This is a genomic window from Aggregatibacter sp. HMT-949 (genome assembly GCF_041734645.1).
Lineage (GTDB): Bacteria > Pseudomonadota > Gammaproteobacteria > Enterobacterales > Pasteurellaceae > Rodentibacter.
This window is the reverse complement of sequence record NZ_CP162010.1, coordinates 572,335-594,635: the sequence shown is the minus strand read 5'-3', so window position 1 is coordinate 594,635 and position 22,301 is coordinate 572,335. Positions and strand designations below refer to the sequence as shown.

Genomic DNA, 22,301 nt, shown 5'->3' with positions numbered 1-22,301 from the left:
CTCTTAATTAATGGTTACCACATCCGGCAATTTCACCAACTGATTCACCAACAAATCCAAAGTGCGGTCGGATTTTACGGTAAATTTTAACCGCACTTTGCCATCAATCAGTTCCATTACCATTTTTGTCACGATAAAACCGCGATGGCGCACGACGCGGAGAATGCGTTCCAGCACTTCAATGCGGTGCTGAGCGACGACTTCAATTTGATATGAATTCATGCGTTCATTTCCTCCACCATATCGGCATTGCACGCGCCCGGTGGCACCAGCGGCCAGACACATTCATCAGGCGGAATGCATACTTGCAATAAATAGGCGCTGTCGCTTTCCAACAATCGGGTGAGCGCGCCATCCACTTCATCGGCGGACTCAATACGTTCTGCCGAAATGCCAAAAGCGTTGGCAAGCATCACAAAATCCGGATTGTCATCTAAAATGGTTTCGGAACGGCGTTTGTTCCAGAATAAATCCTGCCATTGACGCACCATGCCTAAGCGTTGGTTATCGAGTAATAAGATTTTTACCGGCAGCTTGCCGCGTTTGATTGAACCGAGTTCTTGTACATTCATCATAAAAGAACCATCGCCGGTGACGAGAATTACGTCATCTTGCGGACGCGCTTTTTTCGCGCCCACGGCAGCCGGAAGCCCAAAACCCATCGTGCCGAAACCGGCAGAGGTGATGTAATTTTCAGGCGCGAAATGCTGCATATGTTGCGCTGACCACATTTGGTGCTGCCCTACATCGGTACAAATCACCGCATTTTGTGGTTTGCGGTTGGAAAGCGTATTAAGCAATGCCCAAGGATCAATCGGTCGATTGCCGACATTATCCACATAAGTGAAATCTAATTTGCTTTTCAGAGCGCGAACGTGCGCACGCCAAGGTTCAATATCTAAAGGTTGTTTGAGTGCGCTTAGCGCTTGGATTAAATCGCCTTGCAATGCCACATCAGCTTTGCGAAGTTTGTGGATTTCTGCCGCATCAATATCACAATGAATCACTTTGGCGTGCGGGGCGAAAGTATCGAGTTTGCCTGTTACGCGATCGTCAAAACGCGCACCGCAAACAAGCAATAGATCACATTCTTGCACGGCGAAGTTTGCGGCTTTCGTGCCGTGCATGCCAATCATCCCCATATACACATCATCACTTGGATCAATCGCGCCCAAGCCTTTTAGGGTTGAAACGGAAGGCATACGGGTTTGCGCTAAAAATTCACGCAACGCAGGCACGGCTTTTGCCATACCGACACCGCCGCCCACATAAAGCACAGGTTTCTTCGCGTTTTTCAACAATTCATTGGCTTGCGCGAGATTGGCTGCGGAAAGTGCGGTGGGTTTTGCCGGTGTTTTTACATAAGCTTTCACGTGCGCCGGCACGTCGCCTACTTGAATATTACGCGGTACGTCGATTAATACCGGACCGGGACGGCCACTTTGTGCGATTTCAAAAGCTTGCGCAAAAACGTCCGCCAATTCGTCCGCACTTTGCACGATAAAACTGTGTTTGGTACAAGCAAGGGATAAGCCTAGTACGTCTGCTTCTTGAAAGGCATCAGTACCGATTAACGGCGCGGCGACTTGCCCTGTGATTGCCACCACAGGAACGGAGTCCATCATCGCGTCGCCCAAACCTGTAATCAGATTCGTCGCACCGGGGCCGGAAGTAGCGATACACACGCCCACTTTACCGCTGGAACGCGCATAACCAATGGCCGCCATGGCAGCGCCTTGTTCGTTGCGACACAGTAAATGGTCTAAGCCGGAATCGTAAAGCGCATCGTAGGTCGGCATAATTGCACCGCCGGGATAGCCGAAAATTGTGTTTACATTATGTGCCTTGATACATTCAATTAATAATTGCGCTCCCGTCATAGCTTATCCTATTACCATTTAATTCAGGAGCAGCATTATAACGAAAAATAAAGTGGTTTGTTGATAAAATCGGATGCATTACAGATTTAATCGACGTAGAATAAAGAAGATAATGATTATCAACTAAGGAGTAAAATATGTTAAAAAATATTGAAAAAGCTACCGTATTAAAATTGGTTGATCAAATTTCCTACCAAGATGGGCAAGTCATCAGCAAAACCCTCGGACAAAATCAAGGTGTTGGTTTAACCCTGTTTTGCCTACCTAAAGACGAAGAAATAAGCGCTCATAAATCACGAGGTGACGCACTTGTCACACTTTTGGAGGGGCGAGCCAAAATTACCATTGATGATAAAGACTACATTGTTTCTGCCGGCGAAAGTATTGTATTACCGGCAAACCATCCGCACGCATTATATGCATTAGAAAATTTCAAATTTTTACTTACTGTTGTTTTTCCAAAAGATGCATAGCGGAAATTAAACCGGTCTTTATCATAAAGATCTGTCTCCCGCATAATAAAATATGCGGGAGACAGATCTTTTTATGGAAAATTATAACTGCTTTAATTAAATAGCACCGCATTGGAGCCTTGTCTGACAAGGGGTCAATGCGGTGCTGTTTTAAGGTTCCGATTTCATGGCTCGGCTAATACAACACACGTGCACGAATGGTGCCGTCGATTTCGCGTAACTTAGCCAATAGCGGTGCGGAATCTTCGGTTTCCACATCCACCACCACATAGCCGATTTTTGGATCGGTTTGTAAATATTGCGCCGCGATATTGACATTGGCTTGAACGAAAACTTGGTTGAGTTTGTTCAAAATACCCGGACGATTTTCGTGAATGTGCAATAAACGTTTAGTGCCTTCGTGTTCTGGCAAGGATACTTCCGGGAAGTTTACTGAAGAAAGGGTTGAGCCGTTGTCGGAATATTTAACGAATTTGCCCGCCACTTCAAAACCGATATTTTCTTGCGCTTCCGCTGTGGAACCGCCGATATGTGGCGTTAAAATGACGTTATCGAATTCGCGTAACGGTGAAACAAACTCTTCATTGATCGAAGCCGGTTCGACCGGGAATACGTCGATTGCCGCGCCATGCACCTTGCCGTTTTTTAAGGCCTGCGCCAAAGCATCAATATCCACGACGCTACCGCGCGCCGCATTAATTAAAATGGCGCCTTGTTTTAATTGCGCGATACGTTCGGCGCTCATTAAATTACGGGTCGAAGGCAATTCTGGCACGTGCAAGGAAATCACATCGCAAGAACCAAGCAATTCTTCCAGATTGCGCACTTGCTTGGCATTACCAAGCGGCAATTTGTTTTCGATATCGTAGAAATGCACGTCCATACCTAAAGATTCGGCAATGATACTTAATTGCGAGCCAATATGCCCGTAACCCACAATACCTAATTTTTTACCGCGCACTTCATGAGCGCCCACGGCAGATTTATTCCATACGCCACGATGTACTTCCGCATTGGCCTTTGGCACGTTGCGCATTAGCAATAAAATTTCCCCTAATACCAATTCCGCCACAGAGCGCGTGTTGGAGAACGGCGCGTTAAACACCGGAATACCGCGCGCTTTCGCCGCGTTTAAATCGACTTGATTGGTACCGATACAAAAACAGCCTACGGCAATTAATTTTGGTGCGGCGTCGATCATTTCAGCGGTCAAGTGGGTACGCGAACGCAAACCGATAAAATGCGCATCTTTAATCGCCGCTTTTAATTCGTCGCCATCCAGCGCTTTTTTGTAATAATCGATATTTGTATAACCCGCCTCGTGAAGCGTATCCAGCGCACTTTGATGCACACCTTCCAGCAGTACGAATTTAATTTTAGATTTGTCGAGTGAAACTTTGTTTGTCATAGTTGCATCCTTATTTCTTATTTTAAAACTCTTCACATCGCATGACGGTCCAATACGCCTTCGACATCATTCGATGATTTTTGCCCCTTCCGGCGTGCCGACAATGACTACATCTGCGGCACGTAAAGCGAAAATACCGTTGGTTACTACGCCCGCAATGTTATTTAATTCTTTTTCCATTTCCACCGGATTTAAAATGGCAAAATTGTGCACGTCTAAAATCACATTGCCGTTATCTGTCACTACGCCTTCGCGATATTCAGGCATACCACCCAAAGCGACTAATTTTCTACTCACTTGCGAACGCGCCATCGGGATGACTTCCACCGGCAATGGGAAAGTCGAGCCCAACACATCCACCTGTTTGCTAGCATCCACGATACAAATAAATTTCTTCGCCAAAGCTGCCACGATTTTCTCGCGAGTCAGTGCGGCCCCGCCACCTTTAATCATCATTTTTTGTGGATTGATTTCATCCGCCCCGTCCACATAAATATCTAATCCCGACACGTCATTGGCGCTAAATACTTCAATGCCTTGTTTACGAAGCAAGGCTTCCGATGCTTTTGAAGCCGCTACGGCACCTTTAATTTGATTTTTCAGCGCACCTAAAGCTTCAATAAAACAATTCACCGTAGAACCGCTCCCCACGCCCACCACGGTATCCGCTTTGACATATTGCAAAGCGGCTTGCGCGGCGATTTTTTTCATTTCCAATTGATTCATTTTTGTTCCTATTTTTTAAGAAGTAAACGGTTGCGTTACTTTAATACGCACGTTTTAAATAAACAAGCGCAAATTTTTATCCACCAATATGAAAATCATGCCATTTATTCTTCCACTAAAAACAATTCCAACAATTCGTTTAAAAACAATTTACCGTGTTCGGTGATTTGCCAAAAATCGGCATTTTCTACGACATAATTTTGTGCGACGGCCAAATCGATCTGATGTTTAACCGTGCTTTGCGATAAGCCCGTGTAAGCTTCGAACTCGCGTTTCGGCACCGCATCCAATAGGCGAAAACGGTTCATAAAGAACTCGAAAGGGCGCTCTGCATATGGCACATTTTTTTCTTCGTAAAGATATTCACCGCGCAAATAACCTTTCGGATGCTTGGTTTTAGAAAAACGTAAAATCCCGCCGTGTGAGAAACTGAGCTTGCCGTGAGCACCGCATCCAATCGCCAAATAATCGCCGAAACGCCAGTAATTCAAATTATGTTCACATTGAAAACCCGGCTTGGCGTAAGCGGACGTTTCATATTGTCGATAACCGGCCGCGGTTAAAAATTGGTGTCCCTGCTCGAAAATATCCCAAAGCTCGTCATCGTCCGGTAATTTCGGCGAACGATAAGCAAACAACGTGTTTGGCTCAATAGTGAGCTGATACCAAGAAAGATGCGGCGGTTCAAGCTCAACGGCTTGGCGTAAATCGTCTAAGGCTTCCGCTAAAGTTTGATTCGGCAAACCGTGCATTAAATCCAAGTTGAAACTTTGCAGCCCGGAAACTTTCGCCAAGTGAACCGCACGTTTAGCCTCGGCGGCGTTATGAATGCGCCCTAAACGTTGCAGTTTGTCGTCGTTAAAACTTTGAATGCCCATAGAAATACGGGTTACGCCGGCGGCCACATAGCCTTTAAAGCGTTCCGCTTCTACCGTACCGGGATTGGCTTCCAAAGTGATTTCGATGTTTTCTTCAAACGGAATTTGCTCTTTCACGCCGTTTAACAGGCGTGCAATACCGTCTACCGAAAATAAACTCGGTGTGCCGCCACCGATAAAAATCGAACGCAATTTGCGCTTTTGCACGGAAGGTTGGAAGCGCGCTAAATCCGCCTGCAAATCCAGCAGAAGATGACGAATGTAGTCGTTTTCCGGAATTTCGCCCTTTTGCGCATGAGAATTAAAATCGCAATACGGGCATTTTTGTACGCACCAAGGAATATGAATATACAGGGAAAGGGGAGGAACGCGGAGCATCATGTTCAAAATAAAAAGGGCTTGTTTGATTAACAAGCCCAAAGTGTATCATTAATTTACCGATCTTGTCGTTTTCGTGACGGTTTTACGGCGCGGCGCTTTAGGTTTGGCTTCCAGTTTGACGAATTCAACGCCTTCCGGCGGATTCTCAAGTGCTCGCGCCAACACTTCATCGATGGTTTCCACTGCGTGAATCACCAAGTTTTGTTTCACGTTTTGCGGAATTTCCTCCAGATCTTTTACGTTATCTTTCGGAATCAACACGGTTTTAATACCGCCGCGGTGCGCCGCCAAGAGTTTTTCTTTTAGGCCGCCGATCGGCAACACCTTACCGCGTAAGCTGATTTCGCCCGTCATCGCCACATCAGCGCGCACCGGATTGCCTGTCAGACAAGACACCAATGCGGTGCTCATGGCGATCCCCGCGCTCGGGCCATCTTTCGGCGTGGCGCCGTCCGGCACGTGAATGTGAATATCGCGTTTTTCGTGAAATTCCGGATTGATGCCAAGTTTATCCGCGCGCGCACGTACTACGGTCATCGCCGCTTGAATAGATTCTTTCATGACATCGCCCAGCGAACCGGTGAAGATCAATTTGCCTTTACCCGGCACGGAAGCGGTTTCGATGGTGAGTAAATCACCGCCCACTTCTGTCCATGCCAGACCGGTCACTTCGCCCACGCGGTTTTGGGTATCCGCCTTGCCGAACTCGAAACGTTTCACGCCGAGATAATCGTGCAAGTTATCCGCATTTACGGTGATCGATTTGAGCGTCGGATCAACCAATAAATTTTTCACCGCTTTACGGCAAATTTTAGAAATTTCACGTTCTAAGTTACGCACGCCGGCTTCACGGGTGTAATAACGAATAATGCCCAAAATCGCGCTTTCTTCCACCGTTAATTCGCCTTTTTTCAAACCGTTACGCTCGATTTGTTTTTGCAATAAATGGTGCATCGCGATATTTAGTTTTTCATCTTCCGTATAGCCTGAAAGACGAATCACTTCCATACGATCAAGCAACGGTCCCGGAATATTCATGGAATTGGAAGTTGCGACGAACATCACGTCAGACAAATCATAATCAACTTCCAAGTAGTGATCATTAAAAGTGGTGTTTTGTTCCGGATCAAGCACTTCAAGCAATGCAGAAGCCGGATCACCACGCATATCCGATGCCATTTTGTCGATTTCATCAAGCAAAAACAGCGGGTTTTTCACGCCCACTCTCGCCATTTTTTGAATTAATTTACCCGGCAATGCGCCGATATAGGTTTTGCGATGACCGCGGATTTCCGCTTCGTCACGTACGCCGCCGAGCGCCATACGGACATATTTACGACCGGTAGCGTTGGCGATAGATTGACCAAGCGAGGTTTTACCCACGCCTGGAGGCCCAACTAAACAGAGAATCGGACCTTTTACTTTGTTTAAGCGCGCCTGTACCGCAAGATATTCTAAAATGCGCTCTTTCACGCGCTCTAAACCATAGTGATCCGCATCTAATACTTGTTGCGCTTTAGTGATATCTTTTTTCACTTTGGTACGCTGATGCCAAGGTACTTGAATCATCCATTCAATGTAACTGCGCACCACGGTGGCTTCGGCGGACATGGCTGACATCATTTTGAGTTTTTGTAACTCGCTTTCAACTTTGTCGCGCACTTCCGTCGGCATACCGGCCGCTTCCACTTTTTGACGAAGCTGTTCCACTTCATCAAGCGTATCGTCGCTTTCGCCTTCGTCCATTTCTTTACGAATCGCTTTAATTTGTTCGCTTAGGTAATAGTTGCGTTGGCTTTTTTCCATTTGTTTTTTAACGCGGCCGCGAATTCGTTTTTCCACTTGCAGAATATCCGCCTCCGACTCCATCATACCGAGCAAATATTCCAAGCGTTCTTGCACGTCGGCAAATTCCAACACTTTTTGTTTATGTCGCACGGTTACCGGCAAATGTGCCGCCATGGTATCGGCAAGGCGATCCGGATCCTCAATGCGTTGTAACGCGTTTAACACATCTGCCGGCACTTTTTTATTCAACGTGAGATAATTCTCAAACTCGCTGAGCACGGCACTCTTCACGACTTCGATTTCTCTTTCGTTCTCTTGTATGGTATCGATTGGTGTAACCTTTGCCAAAAAGCATTTTTCGCCGTCTTCAAGATTGTTAATTTTGGCGCGTTGATGCCCTTCCACTAACACTTTCACCGTACCGTCCGGCAATTTTAACAACTGAATAATATTAGCGATGGTTCCAACATCAAATACATCATCAGCGGTCGGCTCTTCCAAATCTGCTTGTTTTTGGGCGACTAACAGAAGCTGTTTATTTTCGTTCATCGCTTCTTCAAGGGCGTTAATGGATTTTTCACGCCCCACAAAAAGCGGCATCACCATATAAGGGAAAACCACGACATCGCGTAACGGCAATACAGGCATGGTTACAGTCGTCGTGCGTTGTGTTTTTTTAGCGCTCATAGTTTCTCTCTAATCTAATCTGTTTGAATGGCTTTGGTGTAAGGTTGGGGCAACATCAGCGAATTCAAGTGAAATACTCGGATTTTCATCGGATAAAATGCGATTAAAAAAACTGTGCATTTTTCGCTCGCACTTTCGATGGGAATTACAAAATCTCCAATAACCGGGCAAAATCATCAAATACCCAATCCGGTCCAGATTCGCTGATAGGAATGTTGTAATTATAGCCATAAGTTAAACCCACTGCGGCACAACCGGCAGCGTGCGCGGCGATGATATCGTTTTTTGAGTCCCCTACAAACAACACTTGGCGCGGCTCAAAGCCGAACTTACCGCACAAATAATAAAGCGGCGCCGGATGTGGTTTGATTGCCGGCAAAGATTGTCCGCCGAGCATTTCGTTGAATAACTGATCGATACCGAAGGCCGCCAATACCGGTCGAACGTGTTTGGTCGGTTTATTGGTAACGACTGCCAACGTATATCCCTTAGCCTTTAACGCTTCCAAAGTTGTTTTCACATTCGGATATAAGCGGCTGATATTACAAAGGTTTTCGCCGTAATAATAAGCGAAGCGCGCTTTCGCTTTTTCAACATCCGCCTCGCTTAAAGTTCTACCGCTTTGCTCGCGTGCCCAATCTAAGGCTCGGGCAATTAATACCGGCGCACCGTTGCCAATCCAAGTTAACACCCGTTCTTCCGGCGCCTGCGGCAAATCGAACTCCGCTAACGCCGAATTCACCGATAAGGCCAAATCCGGCAAGCTGTTAACTAAAGTACCATCCAAATCAAAGCCGATTAATTTAAATTGTGTGTTCATTATTGTTTTTCTCTATGTTCTGCATTATGTCGATTAATCATTTTTACCTTCGCTTGCGCAACGGCTTATGCCTAAACAGCTAATCGGTGAAGTGTCCGATCAGCACCGCATTGAAGCCCCGTCCCACGGGCTTTCGGCGGATTATAAAAGAGACGCCAATTGCGCACGCATTTGTTCAATCACTTGTCGATAGTCCGGTTTACCGAAAATTGCCGAACCGGCCACGAACATATCGGCGCCTGCAGCCGCAATTTCGGCGATATTATCCGTTTTCACGCCACCGTCTACTTCAAGACGAATGTGATAACCGCTTTCGTCGATCATTCGACGCGCTTGTCGCAGTTTTTTTAAGGTCGCCGGAATAAAAGATTGGCCTCCGAAGCCGGGATTGACAGACATCAACAACACAACATCCACTTTATCCAATACATAATCCAAATAATTCAACGGTGTCGCGGGATTAAACACCAAACCGCATTTGCAACCGTGATCACGAATGAGCTGCAAAGTGCGATCAATATGCTCGGTTGCTTCAGGATGAAAAGTAATATAGCTCGCGCCGGCTTTGGCGAAATCGGGAATAATGCGATCCACCGGTTTCACCATTAAATGTACGTCAATCGGCGCCGTAATGCCGTAATCACGCAAGGCTTGGCACACAGCGGGGCCAAAGGTGAGATTCGGCACATAATGATTATCCATTACGTCGAAATGAATGACATCGGCCCCCGCATCGAGCACAGCCTGAACATCATCACCAAGGCGTGCCAAATCGGCGGAAAGAATAGAAGGGGCGATTAGATAAGGTTTCATCGTTGTCTCCTAAGAAAAAATTGTGGCTAGTTTACTACGTTGAGGCGGCAATTGCCTGATTATTTATCGAAAAAGACACAAAAAAATAACCGCACGTTGAATGCTCAACGTGCGGTTTTAGACGCGAGATAGATGGCGCGCACCTTGGTTATTTGTTCACTTGGCTACCGATTAATCCACCGAGCGCCGCACCGCCTAATGTTGTGGCGGCATTACCTTTGATCATATACCCTGCTGCGCCACCGATGGCCGCGCCAACGGCGGTATTTTTTTGGCTGCGACTCATATTGCCGCAAGCCGCTAACGACACTACAGTTATGCCGATAAGAAATGATTTTGCGATGAATTGCATAGGCTCTCTCCGTATAAACTAAAAAACTATCTGTTTTGATAGCCTTCCGTAAGACGCAACTTGGGTTAAAAAGTTCAAGAAAGGACATCGGGCGAAACAGACGAAAATGATTCGTTGCGCTGTTTTTAGTCGAATAACAGCGAATACCTCTGAGAGCACCGCATTGGTTGCTTGTTGACAAGCATATCCATAGTGATTAAAATTCGCCGTCTATTTCCGTATGGGAGTAGATTTTTTGAACAACATTCTATTATTGAATAACATTTAAACTGGAGCTTTTTTAATGGCAACTATCAACCAGCTAGTACGCAAACCGCGTGTGAAAAAGGTTGTAAAAAGTAACGTTCCTGCATTAGAGGCTTGCCCGCAGAAACGTGGTGTATGCACCCGTGTGTACACAACTACACCTAAAAAACCGAATTCTGCATTACGTAAAGTATGCCGTATTCGCTTAACCAATGGTTTCGAAGTAACCTCATACATCGGCGGTGAAGGTCACAACCTTCAAGAGCACAGTGTTGTGCTTATCCGTGGCGGTCGTGTTAAAGACTTACCGGGTGTGCGTTATCACACCGTACGCGGCGCGTTAGACTGCGCAGGCGTGAAAGATCGTAAACAAGGTCGTTCTAAATACGGCGTTAAACGTCCTAAAGCTTAATGGTTCTCCGTTAAGTAAGGCCAAACGTCTAAATTAGTAAAACTTATTTAAACCATAAACTCCAGTATTTAATTAATCCCTTATGTAAAGCGGTTAGTTTTTATTGAGTTTTGGAATACCCTGAAGAATATTAAAACGGAGAAATTTACAATGCCACGTCGTCGTAGTGTTGAACAACGCAAGATTTTACCGGATCCGAAATTTGGTTCGGAGTTGCTTGCGAAATTTATTAATGTATTAATGGTGGACGGTAAAAAATCCGTTGCTGAATCAATCGTTTATGGCGCTTTAGAAACTTTAGCGCAACGTACCGGTAAAGAACCGCTTGAAGCATTTGAAATCGCACTTGAAAACGTGCGCCCAACTGTTGAGGTTAAATCTCGTCGTGTTGGTGGCTCTACTTACCAAGTACCGGTTGAAGTGCGTCCGGTTCGTCGTAACGCATTAGGTATGCGTTGGATCGTTGAAGCGGCGCGTAAACGCGGTGATAAATCTATGGCTTTACGTTTAGCTAACGAATTATCTGATGCCTCCGAAAACAAAGGTGCGGCAGTTAAAAAACGTGAGGACGTTCACCGTATGGCTGAAGCTAACAAAGCGTTTGCTCACTACCGTTGGTAATAGCTTCTGAATTTAAAGGGCTTCATCTTTGATGAAGCCTTACCTTATATAAACAGATATTAAATTAAACAAGGTTATAATAATGGCTCGTACAACCCCTATTGAAAGATATCGTAACATTGGTATCAGTGCGCATATTGATGCGGGTAAAACTACTACTACTGAGCGTATCTTGTTCTATACCGGTGTAAGTCACAAAATTGGTGAAGTGCACGATGGTGCAGCAACCATGGACTGGATGGAACAGGAACAAGAACGTGGTATTACCATCACCTCTGCGGCAACCACCGCATTCTGGTCTGGTATGTCGCAACAATTCCCACAACACCGCATTAACGTTATCGACACCCCGGGACACGTTGACTTTACCGTTGAAGTAGAACGTTCTATGCGTGTTCTTGATGGAGCAGTAATGGTTTATTGTGCGGTTGGTGGTGTTCAACCACAATCCGAAACCGTATGGCGTCAAGCAAACAAATACGAAGTTCCGCGTATCGCGTTCGTAAACAAAATGGACCGTACCGGTGCGAATTTCTTACGTGTTGTTGAACAATTAAAAACTCGCTTAGGTGCGAATGCGGTGCCACTTCAATTGCCTGTAGGTGCTGAAGATAATTTCGTTGGTGTCGTTGACTTGATCAAAATGAAAGCGATCAACTGGAACGAAGCTGACCAAGGTATGACATTTACCTACGAAGATGTACCTGCCAATATGCAAGCAGATTGCGAAGAGTGGCGTCAAAATCTTGTTGAAGCCGCTGCAGAAGCTTCAGAAGAGTTAATGGAAAAATACCTCGGTGGTGAGGAATTAACCGAAGAAGAAATTAAAGCAGGTCTTCGTCAGCGCGTATTAGCAAACGAAATCATCTTGGTAACCTGTGGTTCAGCATTCAAGAATAAAGGTGTGCAAGCAATGCTTGATGCCGTTGTTGAATACTTACCAGCACCAACAGATATTCCAGCAATCAAAGGTATCAACCCTGACGAAACTGAAGGTGAGCGTCATGCAAGCGATGAAGAGCCATTCTCTTCATTAGCGTTCAAAATTGCAACTGACCCATTCGTAGGTAACTTAACTTTCTTCCGTGTCTATTCCGGTGTGATCAATTCTGGTGATACCGTGTTGAACTCTGTGCGTCAAAAACGTGAACGTTTTGGTCGTATCGTTCAAATGCACGCGAACAAACGTGAAGAAATCAAAGAAGTTCGTGCAGGCGATATCGCAGCTGCAATCGGTTTAAAAGATGTTACTACTGGTGACACATTGTGTGCGATCGATGCACCAATCATCCTTGAGCGTATGGAGTTCCCAGAGCCGGTAATTTCTGTTGCAGTTGAACCAAAAACAAAAGCAGACCAAGAAAAAATGGGTCTTGCATTAGGTCGTTTAGCGCAAGAAGACCCTTCATTCCGTGTTCATACTGATGAAGAATCTGGCGAAACCATCATCTCCGGTATGGGTGAGTTACACTTAGATATCATCGTTGACCGTATGAAACGTGAATTCAAAGTGGAAGCAAACATCGGTAAACCTCAAGTATCTTACCGTGAAACTATCCGTACCCGTGTTAACGATGTGGAAGGTAAACACGCAAAACAATCCGGTGGTCGCGGTCAGTACGGTCATGTTGTGATCGACTTATACCCATTAGAGCCGGAAGGTCCGGGCTACGAATTTGTGAACGAAATCAAAGGTGGTGTAATCCCTGGTGAATACATCCCAGCCGTTGACAAAGGTATTCAAGAGCAACTTAAATCTGGTCCATTAGCGGGTTACCCAGTAGTAGATATCGGTGTTCGTTTACACTTCGGTTCATACCATGATGTGGACTCATCTGAGTTGGCGTTTAAACTTGCAGCGTCTTTAGCGTTTAAAGCAGCGTTTGCAAAAGCAAACCCAGTATTACTTGAGCCAATCATGAAAGTTGAAGTAGAAACTCCGCCTGAGTATGTAGGTGACGTAATCGGTGACTTAAGCCGTCGTCGCGCTATGGTAAACGGTCAAGAAGCAAACGAATTTGTTGTTAAAATTGATGCTGAAGTTCCGCTTTCAGAAATGTTCGGTTATGCAACAGACTTACGTTCACAAACTCAAGGTCGTGCCTCATACTCAATGGAACCGTTAAAATATGCTGAAGCTCCATCAAGTGTTGCAGCTGCAGTTATTGAAGCGCGTAAAAAATAATTTTTGTAAACCAGCGGTATAAAACTTTCTGATTTTATACCGCACTTTTAGGAAACATTAGCAATGTCTAAAGAAAAATTTGAACGTACAAAACCGCACGTTAACGTGGGTACAATCGGCCACGTTGACCACGGTAAAACAACTTTAACAGCAGCAATCACTACTGTATTGGCAAAACACTATGGTGGTGCAGCTCGTGCATTCGACCAAATTGATAACGCGCCTGAAGAAAAAGCGCGTGGTATCACCATTAACACATCCCACGTAGAATATGACACCCCAACTCGTCACTACGCACACGTAGACTGCCCGGGACACGCCGACTATGTTAAAAACATGATTACCGGTGCGGCACAAATGGATGGTGCTATTCTTGTCGTAGCGGCAACAGACGGTCCTATGCCACAAACTCGTGAACACATCTTATTAGGTCGCCAAGTAGGTGTTCCATACATCATCGTATTCTTAAACAAATGCGACATGGTAGATGATGAAGAGTTATTAGAATTAGTTGAAATGGAAGTTCGTGAACTTCTTTCTCAATATGACTTCCCGGGTGATGATACCCCAATCATTCGTGGTTCTGCCTTACAAGCATTAAACGGCGTAGCGGAATGGGAAGAAAAAATCCTTGAATTAGCCAACGCATTGGATACTTACATTCCGGAACCTGAGCGTGCGATTGACCAACCGTTCCTTCTTCCGATTGAAGACGTATTCTCTATCTCCGGTCGTGGTACTGTAGTAACAGGTCGTGTAGAGCGCGGTATTATCCGTACCGGTGATGAAGTTGAAATCGTGGGTATTAAACCGACTGCGAAAACCACCGTAACCGGTGTTGAAATGTTCCGTAAATTACTTGACGAAGGTCGTGCAGGTGAAAACATCGGTGCATTATTACGTGGTACAAAACGTGAAGAAATCGAACGTGGTCAAGTATTGGCAAAACCGGGTTCAATCACTCCGCACACTGATTTCGAATCTGAAGTGTACGTATTATCTAAAGAAGAAGGTGGCCGTCATACTCCATTCTTCAAAGGTTACCGTCCACAATTCTATTTCCGTACTACTGACGTAACCGGTACTATCGAGTTACCTGAAGGTGTGGAAATGGTTATGCCTGGCGATAACATCAAAATGACTGTATCCTTAATCCACCCAATCGCTATGGACCAAGGTTTACGTTTCGCTATCCGTGAAGGTGGCCGTACAGTAGGCGCCGGCGTTGTTGCGAAAATCATCAAATAATTATTTGATAAATTAACTAAAAGGCGACTTGAAAGAGTCGCCTTTTTGTTTATCACGATATAATCAAATCGCTTATTGCTTGCAAAGCATGAAATGAGAACTGACAATTTAAGTTAACAGTGATAGGATAGACAGTAATTATTGACTCTATTTATATAATAATGACTCAACCAACTATTCTAAAAATTGCAACCCGCCAAAGTCCGCTTGCCTTATGGCAAGCCAATTTCGTTAAAAATCGCTTAGAAGATCTTTATCCTCAAATAAAGGTAAAACTCATTTCTATGGTAACCAAAGGGGATGTGATTCTGGACACACCATTAGCAAAAATCGGCGGAAAAGGCTTATTCGTTAAAGAACTCGAAAATGCCTTATTGGAAAAATGTGCCGATATTGCCGTGCATTCCATGAAAGATGTGCCTATGCAATTTCCTAAAGGGCTTGGTTTGAGCGTAATTTGTAAACGAGAAGATCCACGCGATGCCTTTGTCTCAAACAAATATCAATCATTAGATGAATTACCGCAAGGCTCAATTGTAGGAACATCTAGCCTACGCCGCCAATGTCAGCTTAAGCAATTGCGTCCGGATTTGGACATTCGCTCTTTACGCGGTAATGTAGGTACGCGTTTAACTAAATTGGATAACGGCGATTATGATGCCATCATTCTAGCAGCAGCCGGATTAATTCGGCTCGGTATGCCAAATCGAATCACCTCTTTTATTGAAACAACCCAATTTTTACCGGCAGCTGGCCAAGGCGCGGTGGGAATTGAATGTCGTACTGATGATGCCGCAGTACAAGCGTTATTGGCACCACTTGCCGATCCGGAAACCACCGCTTGCGTGCTTGCCGAACGAGCCATGAATGCGCATTTACAAGGCGGCTGCCAAGTGCCGATTGGCGGTTATGCTGTATTGGAAAATGGCCACATTTATCTCCGCGCTTTAGTCGGTGCGCTTGACGGCTCTAAAATCATTTATGCCGAAGGCAAAAACACACTTGAAAATGCGGAAATCTTAGGTGTGCAAATTGCCGAAAAACTGTTGGCGCAAGGTGCCGATCGCATTCTCGCTGATGTTTATAGCGCTGGAGAAAAATAATGGCGGTATTAGTTACCCGTCCGGATGAACGCGGCAAACAATTGGTTGATTTATTAAATCAATCAGGTATGACCGCACTGTATTTACCATTATTCAGCTTTCAATGCGGTGCTGAATTGGAACAACTCCCAAGTAAACTTAATCAGTTGAAAGTGGGCGATTATGTCTTTTTCGTATCGAGAAGTGCAGTGGATTTTTCCGTAAAAATTTTAAAAAAAAGCGGATTTCAATGGCGTGAGGATTTACGCTACATCACTGTAGGACAAAACACCGCACAATACTTTTCCTGTCAAAGCGAACGTGCTATTCATTATCCGATTTCACAAGAAAATAGCGAAGGATTGCTGGCGTTACCGCAAATGCAGACTCTCTCGGGTAGACGAATATTAATTTTACGCGGCAACGGCGGACGCAATTATTTCGCTGAGCAAGCGACTTCACGCGGTGCAATAGTTGAAACCTTGGAATGTTATCGTCGCGAACCGATTAATTATAACCAAGAAGAACAAATCGATATTTGCAAGCGTTCCGGAACAGACACCTTAGTGGTAACAAGTCTTGAGATTTTACGGGGCTTGATTGAACTAATTCCCAAACACGAGCAAGAATGGCTCAAAAGCTGCCGATTGGTTACGGTTAGCGAGCGTATTGCCGACGCGGCAAAAAATTATGGTTGGCAAACCATTATTCTGTCTCCGAAAGCAGATAATCAAAGTTTGTTGAATACATTACTCAGCTAAATGACTTATTAAGGAATACTTATGGCTAAGAATCAATCGAATGATGTCATCGAAACCCGAGATACCACGACGGAAAGCGCGATAACGTCCACAGCGGAAATTAAACAGGAATCTATCCCTCATCAAACTATTGTGAAAAAAAACGGTACCGGTTTGAGCTTACTTGCCTTATTAGTCGCATTAGGCCTAGGCGGAGTCGGCTATTATTTCGGTCAGCAAAAAACTGATGAAATTCAGCAAAAGTTGACCGTACTTGAAGCAAAACTTGCCCAATACTCATCTGTCGTTACCGGTGATACGACTAATGCGCAAGTGACTCAGTTAGAAAAAGCGGTTTCTGAAACGCAGGAAAAACTCAACCGCTTTGAACAAACAGTTTTAAGCAAAGAACAAGAGTTTGCCACATTACGTCAACAATTAGCGCAAGTAAGTCAACTCGCCATAGCGCAACAACCAAATGATTGGTTGTTCTCCGAAGCAGATTTCTTATTAAACAATGCATTGCGTAAATTGGTCCTTGATAACGATGTAGATACCGGTGTATCACTATTGAAACTTGCCGATGAAACCTTGGCGAAAGTGAATAATTCTGAAGCGATGGCAATTCGTTCGGCGATCAACCAAGATTTAAAACAATTACTTTCCGTCGAGAGCATCGACCAAAATGCTGTAATGCAACGTTTATCTCAATTGGCGAATGCGGTCGATGAATTGCCGGTATTAAACGTAAACTTCGGCGATGAGCCGAATTCCGATAAATTATCCGATTCACTCGCTGATTGGCAAAGTAATGCAGAGAAAAGCGCAATCTCTTTTTTGAATCATTTTATTCGCATCACGCCAAAACAAGGCGCGGATAGAAAAGAATTGCTTGCACCAAATCAAGACATTTATTTACGCGAAAATATTCGTTTACGTCTGCAATTAGCGATTATGGCCGTGCCACGTCAGCAAAATGACCTTTATAAACAATCTCTCGAGGCAGTGGCGACTTGGGTACGGAGCTATTTTGATACTAGCGCAGAAGTGACTCAAAGCTTCTTGAAATCTCTTGATGAATTGGCGGAACTGTCTGTTTACGTAGACCTACCAAGCCAATTGCAAAGCTTAAATTTGCTGGATAAATATTTAAACCGCACACCGGCAGATGTGCAAAAAATCGAAATTGAAGCTGAAAAAGCATTCAATGAACCGCCGATGAACAGTCAGGCAGAACCGCAATCCCAGATAAATACTGAACCCAATGCGGTGCTCCCCGAGCAACCCGCCAATGCTCCGACAACCGTGCCACAACAATAAGGATAGATTATGTTTAGATCATTATTTCTAATGTTGGTGTTACTGGCCGGCTTACTCGCCGGGCCTTATCTTTCCGGTCGACAAGGCTACGTACGCATTGAAACGGCGAATAATATTTACGAAATGTCTATAACCACCTTAGTAATCTTATTCGTAGTGGCCTTAGCGGTAATTTACGCGATAGAATGGATTATCAGCCGCTTCTTACGTTTGAGTAACAACACTTATAGCTGGTTCTCCCGCCGTAAACGGACAAAAGCGCAAAAACAAACCCTTAAAGGTTTAATGAAAATGAACGAGGGCGATTATCTTAAAGCGGAAAAATTGATTGGTAAAAACGCTAAGCACTCCGATGAGCCGATTCTTAACCTCATCAAAGCAGCAGAAGCCGCACAGCAACGAGGCGACGAATTTAGCGCTAATCGCTATTTAATTGAGGCGACCGAATTAGCTGGTTCCGATAATCTGTTAGTTGAAATTGCCCGCACCCGCATTTTATTACAACAGCATAAATTGCCGGCAGCGCGTAGTTCCATAGATAGCCTGCTGGAAATGACTGATCGTAATAAAGAAGTGTTAAAACTGGCGGTGGAAATTTATCGCCAATCAAAAGCGTATCAAGCCCTTGATAACATTTTAGAGTCGGTTCAACGTTCCGGCCTCTATTCCGCGGATGAATTCAAAGCGTTACAGACGGAAACAGAAAACGGTTTACTTGATGAAAAAATGAATGAAGAAGGGGTGGATGGCTTACTGGCTTGGTGGGGAGAACAACCTCGTCGCCGTCGTAATGAGTTAGATTTAAAAGTTGCGCTGATTGAACGCTTGATTGATTGTAACGACCACGAATCTGCTTACGAATTTACCCTCGATGTATTGAAAAAATGGGGGGACAATACGCCATTAAGCAATGCGCTATGCACACAAATCACTCGCTTGCAACCGACAGATAACAGTAAACTGGTCAAAATCATAGAAAAACGCACTAAAAATGCCGATGAAAAACAACAATGTGCGATCAATCGTGCGTTAGGTTACTTATATGTGCGCAACAATGAGTTCGAAAAAGCGGCGGAAGCCTTTAAAAAAGTGACCGCTTGCCCTGCTCAATTGGAATCCAATGATCGCATGATGGCCGCTTATGTATTCGAACAAGCTGGTGACAAAGTGGCAGCTGAGCAAATTAGACAAGAAAGCTTACGTAATGCAATGTCTTTAAAAGAAAATGTATAGCTAATAAAACCGAGCCAACGCTTGAATAGGCCATAGTGAGTATATTTTGCTACTCACTATGGCTTTTCTTTATCTTTCAATACATACTTCCACATTCAAAGCTTTTCAATGCGGTGCTGATTTTGTATCTCACCAAATAAAATCTATCGTTTGCCGATCAATTTTGAAATTAAATAATACGCGAAAATTGCTGACGTTTTGCCGCGGCGCGGGAGTAAGTATCAAAACATAAACAAATATTACGAATTAATAAGCGCCCCTTTGGCGAAACCTGCAAACCTGTTGCGGATTGCTTGATTAGGCCGTCCTCCATTAAAGGCTGTAAAAGCGCTAAATCCTCATTGAAATGCTCAGTGAATTGAATACCGTATTGGGATTCAAACGGCGCAAAGTCCAATTTAAAATTACAAATTAATGCCTTGATTACATCACGGCGTAAACAATCTTCCGCGCTCAATACTAATCCTTTATGTAAGGCGTTACCTTTTTCTTCCACAAGAGAGTAATAGGTTTTGAGATCTTTTTCGTTTTGCGCATAAGTGTCGCCTAACAAACTGATTGATGACACCCCAAGCCCTAATAAATCCGCATCCTCTTGCGTGGTATAACCTTGGAAATTGCGATGCAATACACCGTTTTGTTGCGCAACAGCCAATTCATCGTGCGGTTTGGCAAAGTGATCCATACCGATAAATTTATAGCCCGCTGCTCCTAAGGTTTCGATAGTTTTTTGTAAAATCGTCAATTTTGTTTCAGGCGGCGGGAGTTGCGCTTCTTTAATTTTCGCTTGCCCCGGTACGCGGCTTGGCAAATGCGCATAGTTAAAAATACTTAAGCGATCTGGATCCAATGCTATGACTTTTTCCAACGTAAACATAAAACTTTCTACATTTTGCAGCGGCAAACCATAAATTAAATCAAGATTAGTAGATTGAAAACCCAATTCGCGCGCGCGTTCTAATAAAGCTTGAATAAAAGTTTCGTCTTGTTCGCGATTTACCGCTTTTTGCACAGCTTTATTAAAATCCTGTACGCCCATACTCATTCGATTAAAACCAAGCGCACGTAAATGATCAAGCATAGAAAGCTCAATTCGGCGCGGGTCAATTTCAATAGAAATCTCTGCATCTTCGGCAATTGAAAAATGCGCTTTCAACATCGCCATTAAACGTTCGGATTGCGCCTTACTTAAATAGGTTGGAGTGCCACCGCCCCAGTGAATTTGGGTTACAATGCGGTGCTGAAATAACGGTGCACGAGAAGTAATCTCTTTTTTAAGAAAATCTAAATAGATATCCGCTTTATGCTGATGACGTGTAATAACCTTGTTACAGGCGCAGAAATAGCACAGTTGATGGCAAAAGGGAATATGCACATAAAGAGAAAGAGGACGATGAGGATAACGCGCCGCGGCATTGAGAAAATCTTGTTCGGTATAATTTTCATGAAACTCTAATGCTGTTGGATACGAGGTGTAACGCGGACCGGATTGATTATACTTGTGAATAAGTTCGTGATCCCAAATAATTTCTGACATTAAAACTCCCCAAATTGTTTGATGTCGTCTAATAATTGACGTATTTCTTTAATAATATCCTGTTCAAATTTTATTTCGGCACTCTTGCGTTCCAGATCAAGACGCATCCGCGTTTTTTTCTCAAGCTGTTTATAATTCTCGTGAGTCGGCATATCACGTACAATTTTATGAAGTTGCATCATTGCCGGATAAGGTTGCAAATTTTTACCGAAAGGCATTAGCAACATCGCTAAACGAATAACACCTTCAGAATGATTACATTCGCCACTTTGCATCGCTTTGCCAATAATTTCAATACTTTCCTTCAAACGATTGCAACGTGCGGCCTTAGCTTGTGCAATCATTCCTTGTTGCTGTTTCAATGCCTTTAATAAACGCATTGCATAAAAAGCCAAGCCGAAAATCACGGAGAGCGCTAACAAGGCTAAAATAATGATCCACAGCATACGTTATCTAAACTGGTTAATATCAATACGCTCGAAAGTGCGATACAAGTCGTCTTCGTCGTCCTCTTCCTCGTCTGCAATACCGAGCTCTTTCATCAACTCTGCAATACGATCGAGGCATTCATCGACAAATTGTTGATCCGCTTTACTGATAGCCTTACCTTCGTCCAACACGTCCAACAATTCATTAAGAATTTCATTATTTTCAAGACTTTCTAACTCTTGCATAGGATCCGATTTTTTCACTGCTTTCATCGGCGGGATCGTTTGAGCTTTTTCAGGCTTATTGACAAATTCTATAATTAACGGAATTTTCTTTTTGCTACCAATTTTGGGATCTTTAATTTCTTTCGGCTGATTGTTTTGTTTATTCTCAACAAGACTATGACGAGAACCTGAAACCAAACCTTTGTGTTTACGCTTTTTCTTCTCTTCGCGAGCCTTGCTATCAAGTTCATAACGAGTTAATTTTTTGCCCGAACGTGATGCTTTCGGCATTTGTGTTTTTTTATCCGACTTGCGAATCGGCATCACATCACTAATTCGGCGTGTTTTTTTCTTACGAGCCATTAAGGTTGATCCTTTATTGTAAAATGGGAGCAGATTGTATCATTCAAGCCGTTTTTTCTCATTAACTAATAGCGATAATTCTGTTTCATTAACGCAAAAACGCATTGTGATTTCAGCACCGCATTGGGGCTGCTTGTCTTTCTCCCTTTTGCGATTTTTCGCCAATAAAAAACCCCGGCCTTCTGACCGGGGTTCATTTCGTATCTACCTGGCGGTGCCCTACTCTCACATGGGGAAGCCCCACACTACCATCGGCATTTCGGCGTTTCACTTCTGAGTTCGGTATGGGGTCAGGTGGGACCACCGCTCTATCGCCGCCAGGATTATTCGGTTTTAGACTTTAGACCTTGGACGTTAGCTTTATGTCTTGGTCTTTGTCTTTGTTGTCTTTGTCGTCTTTATGCTTTATCTGCGCTTTTATTGGCTACAAGCTAAACTTTTATTTTGTTTTGTTT

Annotated in this window: 21 protein-coding genes and 1 rRNA gene; 9 read left to right on the top strand and 13 right to left on the bottom strand. The window is 44.2% G+C overall.

The features are described from left to right. Positions 1-3 precede the first annotated feature (3 nt). The gene (gene ilvM, locus AB3F25_RS02845; RefSeq protein ID WP_373604005.1) at positions 4-222 is read right to left on the bottom strand and encodes an acetolactate synthase 2 small subunit; all 219 of its coding nucleotides are present in this window, start codon (positions 220-222) and stop codon (positions 4-6) included. Continuing rightward, a complete protein-coding gene (ilvG, locus tag AB3F25_RS02840) occupies positions 219-1,880 on the bottom strand; it encodes an acetolactate synthase 2 catalytic subunit (protein ID WP_373604004.1) in 1,662 nt (553 codons plus the stop codon). The genes ilvM and ilvG overlap by 4 nt, the downstream gene beginning before the upstream one ends. 137 nt (positions 1,881-2,017) lie before the next feature. Here ilvG and AB3F25_RS02835 point away from each other — a divergent pair, with 137 nt between their 5' ends. Continuing rightward, positions 2,018-2,353 carry a cupin domain-containing protein gene (locus AB3F25_RS02835; protein ID WP_373604003.1) on the top strand — a complete coding sequence of 112 codons (336 nt, stop codon included), beginning with the start codon at positions 2,018-2,020 and terminating at the stop codon, positions 2,351-2,353. A gap of 175 nt (positions 2,354-2,528) precedes the next feature. Here the strand turns inward: AB3F25_RS02835 and serA are convergent, their stop codons facing one another. The 7 genes from serA to AB3F25_RS02800 form a co-directional block, all read right to left on the bottom strand. Continuing rightward, a complete protein-coding gene (gene serA, locus AB3F25_RS02830) occupies positions 2,529-3,761 on the bottom strand; it encodes a phosphoglycerate dehydrogenase (protein ID WP_373604002.1) in 1,233 nt (410 codons plus the stop codon). Positions 3,762-3,827: 66 nt separating this feature from the next. After that, positions 3,828-4,487, bottom strand: a complete 660-nt coding sequence (gene rpiA, locus AB3F25_RS02825) for a ribose-5-phosphate isomerase RpiA (protein WP_373604001.1) — start codon at positions 4,485-4,487, stop codon at positions 3,828-3,830. Between the two features lie 104 nt (positions 4,488-4,591). Then, entirely contained in the window at positions 4,592-5,743 is a 1,152-nt protein-coding gene (gene hemW, locus AB3F25_RS02820) for a radical SAM family heme chaperone HemW (RefSeq protein ID WP_373604310.1), read from the bottom strand. 51 nt (positions 5,744-5,794) lie between these two features. Continuing rightward, positions 5,795-8,221, bottom strand: coding sequence for an endopeptidase La (gene lon, locus AB3F25_RS02815; protein ID WP_373604000.1), 2,427 nt, complete (start codon positions 8,219-8,221; stop codon positions 5,795-5,797). Positions 8,222-8,366: 145 nt separating this feature from the next. Continuing rightward, complete coding sequence (locus AB3F25_RS02810; RefSeq protein ID WP_373603999.1) at positions 8,367-9,041, bottom strand: phosphoglycolate phosphatase; 675 nt, start codon at positions 9,039-9,041, stop codon at positions 8,367-8,369. A 141-nt stretch (positions 9,042-9,182) separates the two neighbouring features. Beyond that, a complete protein-coding gene (gene rpe / locus AB3F25_RS02805) occupies positions 9,183-9,854 on the bottom strand; it encodes a ribulose-phosphate 3-epimerase (protein WP_373603998.1) in 672 nt (223 codons plus the stop codon). Between the two features lie 148 nt (positions 9,855-10,002). Continuing rightward, complete coding sequence (locus tag AB3F25_RS02800) at positions 10,003-10,206, bottom strand: hypothetical protein (RefSeq protein ID WP_373603997.1); 204 nt, start codon at positions 10,204-10,206, stop codon at positions 10,003-10,005. Between the two features lie 283 nt (positions 10,207-10,489). Here AB3F25_RS02800 and rpsL point away from each other — a divergent pair, with 283 nt between their 5' ends. From rpsL to AB3F25_RS02760, 8 genes are all read left to right on the top strand, one after another. Then, positions 10,490-10,864: a 30S ribosomal protein S12 gene (gene rpsL, locus AB3F25_RS02795; RefSeq protein ID WP_005543325.1), complete on the top strand. Its 375-nt coding sequence runs from the start codon at positions 10,490-10,492 to the stop codon at positions 10,862-10,864. Between the two features lie 150 nt (positions 10,865-11,014). After that, positions 11,015-11,485 (top strand): 30S ribosomal protein S7, encoded by a 471-nt coding sequence (gene rpsG / locus AB3F25_RS02790; protein WP_373603996.1) that lies wholly within the window; start codon positions 11,015-11,017, stop codon positions 11,483-11,485. An 82-nt stretch (positions 11,486-11,567) separates the two neighbouring features. Beyond that, positions 11,568-13,670, top strand: a complete 2,103-nt coding sequence (fusA, locus tag AB3F25_RS02785) for an elongation factor G (RefSeq protein ID WP_373603995.1) — start codon at positions 11,568-11,570, stop codon at positions 13,668-13,670. Positions 13,671-13,733: 63 nt separating this feature from the next. Continuing rightward, positions 13,734-14,918 (top strand): elongation factor Tu, encoded by a 1,185-nt coding sequence (gene tuf, locus AB3F25_RS02780; protein WP_373603994.1) that lies wholly within the window; start codon positions 13,734-13,736, stop codon positions 14,916-14,918. 161 nt (positions 14,919-15,079) lie between these two features. After that, the gene (hemC, locus tag AB3F25_RS02775; protein ID WP_373603993.1) at positions 15,080-16,021 is read left to right on the top strand and encodes a hydroxymethylbilane synthase; all 942 of its coding nucleotides are present in this window, start codon (positions 15,080-15,082) and stop codon (positions 16,019-16,021) included. After that, positions 16,021-16,761 (top strand): uroporphyrinogen-III synthase, encoded by a 741-nt coding sequence (locus AB3F25_RS02770; protein ID WP_373603992.1) that lies wholly within the window; start codon positions 16,021-16,023, stop codon positions 16,759-16,761. The genes hemC and AB3F25_RS02770 overlap by 1 nt, the downstream gene beginning before the upstream one ends. A gap of 21 nt (positions 16,762-16,782) precedes the next feature. Beyond that, positions 16,783-18,060, top strand: coding sequence for a uroporphyrinogen-III C-methyltransferase (locus tag AB3F25_RS02765; RefSeq protein WP_373603991.1), 1,278 nt, complete (start codon positions 16,783-16,785; stop codon positions 18,058-18,060). Positions 18,061-18,069: 9 nt separating this feature from the next. Next, positions 18,070-19,293: a heme biosynthesis protein HemY gene (locus AB3F25_RS02760; RefSeq protein WP_373603990.1), complete on the top strand. Its 1,224-nt coding sequence runs from the start codon at positions 18,070-18,072 to the stop codon at positions 19,291-19,293. A gap of 169 nt (positions 19,294-19,462) precedes the next feature. Here the strand turns inward: AB3F25_RS02760 and hemN are convergent, their stop codons facing one another. The 4 genes from hemN to rrf form a co-directional block, all read right to left on the bottom strand. Continuing rightward, positions 19,463-20,830: an oxygen-independent coproporphyrinogen III oxidase gene (hemN, locus tag AB3F25_RS02755; protein ID WP_373603989.1), complete on the bottom strand. Its 1,368-nt coding sequence runs from the start codon at positions 20,828-20,830 to the stop codon at positions 19,463-19,465. Beyond that, positions 20,830-21,276, bottom strand: a complete 447-nt coding sequence (locus tag AB3F25_RS02750) for a DUF2489 domain-containing protein (RefSeq protein ID WP_373603988.1) — start codon at positions 21,274-21,276, stop codon at positions 20,830-20,832. The genes hemN and AB3F25_RS02750 overlap by 1 nt, the downstream gene beginning before the upstream one ends. 3 nt (positions 21,277-21,279) lie before the next feature. Then, positions 21,280-21,846 carry a Der GTPase-activating protein YihI gene (yihI, locus tag AB3F25_RS02745; protein ID WP_373603987.1) on the bottom strand — a complete coding sequence of 189 codons (567 nt, stop codon included), beginning with the start codon at positions 21,844-21,846 and terminating at the stop codon, positions 21,280-21,282. A gap of 206 nt (positions 21,847-22,052) precedes the next feature. Next, positions 22,053-22,168, bottom strand: a 5S ribosomal RNA gene (rrf, locus tag AB3F25_RS02740). Positions 22,169-22,301: the final 133 nt, after the last annotated feature.